We start from the raw sequence: 3793 nt of genomic DNA, 5'->3' as shown, positions 1-3793 counted from the left end.
CCCCATCCAACAACCCCGGCAAATCCACCAAACCACCCCACCGCAACGGCACCTCCAAACCCACCACCCGACCCAAACCCCACACCGCAGCACCCGCGACATCCGCCAACTCGTCCGAGCCGCCGACCGACACCGCCCCGCGCGTCAGCCACCACAGCCGGCCCGACCCACCGACGTCGGTCAGCGCCTGCACCACGGCGAGCGCCGTCGACACCTCGGCGGCGGCCGGAACCGGGGACGCCTCCCGCGGCTCGGCCAGTGACAGCAGGGACACCACGTGGGCGTCCCGGGCGTCGGAGCCCATCGCCTCCCGCAGCAGCCGCGCCACCCGGTCGCGGTCGGCGCCGGCCGGGACCAGCACCGGGACCGCCCGGTCGGCCCGGGCGGCCAGCGCCGCGGCCACCGGGTGGTCCTCCTGCCCGGGTGCCATCAGCAGCAGCCAGGTCCCCGCCAACGTCGCGGAGTCCGGCACGGCGGCCGTACGCCACGTCGCCCGGTACCGCCAGGAGTCGACGACGGCCCGCTGCTGCGTCGCCCGCCGCCACCGGGCGAGCTTGGGCAGCAGCGCCGTGGACGGCTCGTCCGCGCCCACCGCGAGATCCTCGCCCAGCACGCCGAGGTCCCCGGACTCGACCGCCGCCCAGAACTGCTCGTCGGACGGGGCGTCGGTCCTCTCCGGAGCCGAGCCGGGCTGGGGGTCCTCCAGCCAGTAGCGCTGCCGGTCGAAGGCGTAGGTGGGCAGTTCCACCGCGCGCGGCCGGGCGCCGGTCTGGCCGAGGTACGCCGCCCAGTCGACGGCCACGCCGGCGGCCCAGAGCTGCCCGACGGCGTTGGTGAGGGTGGTGACGTCGGGCTGGCTGCGGCGCAGCGTGGCGACGTACCGCACGTCGTCGGCCGTGTCCGCCTCGGCTGCCAGGGCGGTGAGGACCGCGTCCGGGCCGACCTCCAGGAAGGTGTCCACCCCCTGCGCCCGCAGCGCCGCCACACCGTCGGCGAACCGCACCGGCTGCCGCACGTGCCGCACCCAGTAACCGGGATCGGTGACCTCCCCGGCGTCCGCCACCGCACCGGTCACGTTCGACACGATCGGCACCCGCGGCGCCCGCCAGTCCAGCCCCGCCACCACCGACGCGAACTCGTCGAGCATCGGCTCCATCAACCGCGAATGGAACGCGTGACTGACCGCCAGTTCCTTGACCCGCCAACCCCGCTCACGGCAGGCCGCCACCACCGAGGCCACCTCATCGGCGGCACCCGACACCACCACCGACGCCGGGCCGTTGACCGCCGCGATGTCCACCGCCGCACCGCTCACGCCGATCAGTTCGGCGACAGCCTCCTCCGACGCACCCACGGCCGCCATCACGCCACCGGCCGGCAACGCCTGCATCAACCGACCCCGCGCCGCCACCAGCGTGCACGCGTCCGCCAGCGACAACATCCCCGACACGTACGCCGCCGTCACCTCACCGATCGAGTGACCCGCCAGGAAGTCCGCCCGCACACCCCACGACGAGAGCAACTCCCACAACGCCACCTCGACCGCGAACAGCCCTGCCTGCGCGAAGACGGTCTGGTCCAGCAACGCGGCGTCCGCCGAACCCGCCTCCGCGAACACCACCTCGCGCAGCGAACGCGGCAGCAAGCCGTCGAAGCGCGTGCACACCTCGTCGAACGACGCCGCGAAGACGGGGAACGCGTCGTGCAGCTCCCGGCCCATGCCGGCGCGCTGCGAGCCCTGGCCCGTGAAGAGCACCGCCCGGCGACCCGCCGACACCACACCCGAGACGTGGCCCTCGGCAACCGTCGCGAGGCCGGCCGCCAGTTCGTCGACGTCCGAGCCCCACACGACCGCCCGGTGCTCCAACGCGGCCCGGGTCGTCGCCAACGACCACGACACGTCCGCCACAGCAAGATCGGACCGGTCCCGCACGAACGACGCCAACCGCGCCGCCTGACCCGCCAGACCCCGCTCGGAGCGACCCGACACCACCCACGGCACCGGCAACCCGACAGGCGCGACCGGCGCCGGAGCGGGCTCCAGCTCCGGCTGCTCGATGATCACGTGCGCGTTCGTGCCGGAGATGCCGAACGACGACACACCCGCGCGCCGGGGACGTCCCGCGCCCGGCCAGACCCGCGGCTCCGTCACCAACTCCACCGCACCCGACGCCCAGTCCACATGCGACGACGGCGCATCCACGTGCAAGGTCGCCGGCACGGTCCCGTGCCGCATCGCCAAGATCATCTTGATGATCCCGGCCACCCCCGCAGCCGCCTGCGTGTGACCGATGTTCGACTTCACCGACCCCAACAACAACGGCACATCCCGACCCTGCCCATACGTCGCCAACAACGCCTGAGCCTCGATCGGGTCGCCCAACGACGTGCCGGTGCCGTGCGCCTCCACCACGTCCACGTCAGCCGTGGACAGCCCCGCACTCGCGAGGGCCTGCCGGATCACCCGCTGCTGCGAGGGGCCGTTCGGCGCCGTCAACCCGTTCGACGCGCCATCCTGGTTCACCGCCGTGCCCCGTACCACCGCCAGGATCCGGCGCCCGTCGCGCCGCGCGTCCGACAGCCGCTGCACCAGCAGCACGCCGACGCCCTCGGACCAGCCCGTGCCGTCCGCGGCGTCGGAGAACGACTTGCAGCGGCCGTCGGCGGACAGGCCGCCCTGGATCGAGAACTCGGCGAACGTGCCCGGTGAGGCCATCACGGTGACGCCGCCGGCCAGGGCGAGGTCGCACTCGCCCGACCGCAGCGCCTGCGCCGCGAGGTGCAACGCCACAAGCGACGACGAACACGCCGTGTCCACGGTCACCGCCGGGCCCTCGAACCCGAACGAGTACGCCACCCGGCCCGACAACACGCTTGTCGCGTTGCCGGTGAGCAGGTGGCCGCCGACCTCCTGGGCCCGACCGACCGACCCGCTGGCGTACCCCTGGAAGCTGGCCCCGGCGAAGACGCCGACCGCGCCGCCCCGCAGGCTGGTGGGGTCGATGCCCGCCGACTCGACGGCCTCCCACGAGGTCTCCAGCAGCAGCCGCTGCTGCGGGTCCATGGCGAGGGCCTCGCGCGGCGAGATGCCGAAGAACTCGGCGTCGAACTCGCCGGCGTCATAGACGAAGCCGCCCCTGCGGGCGAAGGACGTGTCGGACAGGCCGCTGCTGAGGAAGCTGTCCCAGCCCCGGTCGAGGGGGAACTCGGAGATGCCGTCGCGTCCCGTGGAGAGCAGTTGCCACAGTTCTTCCGGGGATGCGACGCCACCCGGGAGGCGGCAGCCCATGCCGACGATCACGATCGGGTCGTCGTCCACGGTGGCGACCCTGCGGTCGGCCGGCGCGTCACCCGATGCTCCGAGCACGGTCTCCCGGATGAAGGCGACCAGGGCGGCCGGCGTCGGGTGGTCGAAGACCAGGGTGGATGGCAACGCGAGGCCCGTTTCGGCGGTCAGCCGGTTGCGCAGCTCGACGGCGGTGAGCGAGTCGAAGCCGAGACGCTGGAACGCCCGGTCCGGCCGCACCGCCTCCACGGTGGCGTGGCCGAGCACCGTGGCGACCTGGGAGCGTACGAGGTCCAGGAGGGACGCCTCGACCTCCGGCGGCGTCAGGGCCGCGAGCCGCTCGCGCAGTGCGGAGGCCTGGTCGGTGGGGCCGGTCTCGGCTCGGGCCGCCGCCTCGATCGCCGCCTGTGCCTCGGGGATGTCGGTGAACAGACGCGACGGACGCAACGCCGTGAACGACGGCACAAAACGATCCCACCGCACATCCGCCACCACCACCTGCGACTC

1 pseudogene is annotated in these 3793 nt (G+C 73.6%); it reads right to left on the bottom strand.

What is annotated here, in order from left to right:
- Positions 1-3751 (bottom strand): annotated as a pseudogene (locus AB0B83_RS30025) (beta-ketoacyl synthase N-terminal-like domain-containing protein); the annotation flags it as partial.
- Between the last annotated feature and the right edge of the window lie 42 nt (positions 3752-3793).

It is taken from the genome of Micromonospora sp. NPDC049060, from assembly GCF_040649055.1.
Taxonomy (GTDB): Bacteria; Actinomycetota; Actinomycetes; order Mycobacteriales; family Micromonosporaceae; genus Micromonospora; species Micromonospora reichwaldensis.
This window is presented reverse-complemented; position numbering and strand designations above follow the sequence as displayed.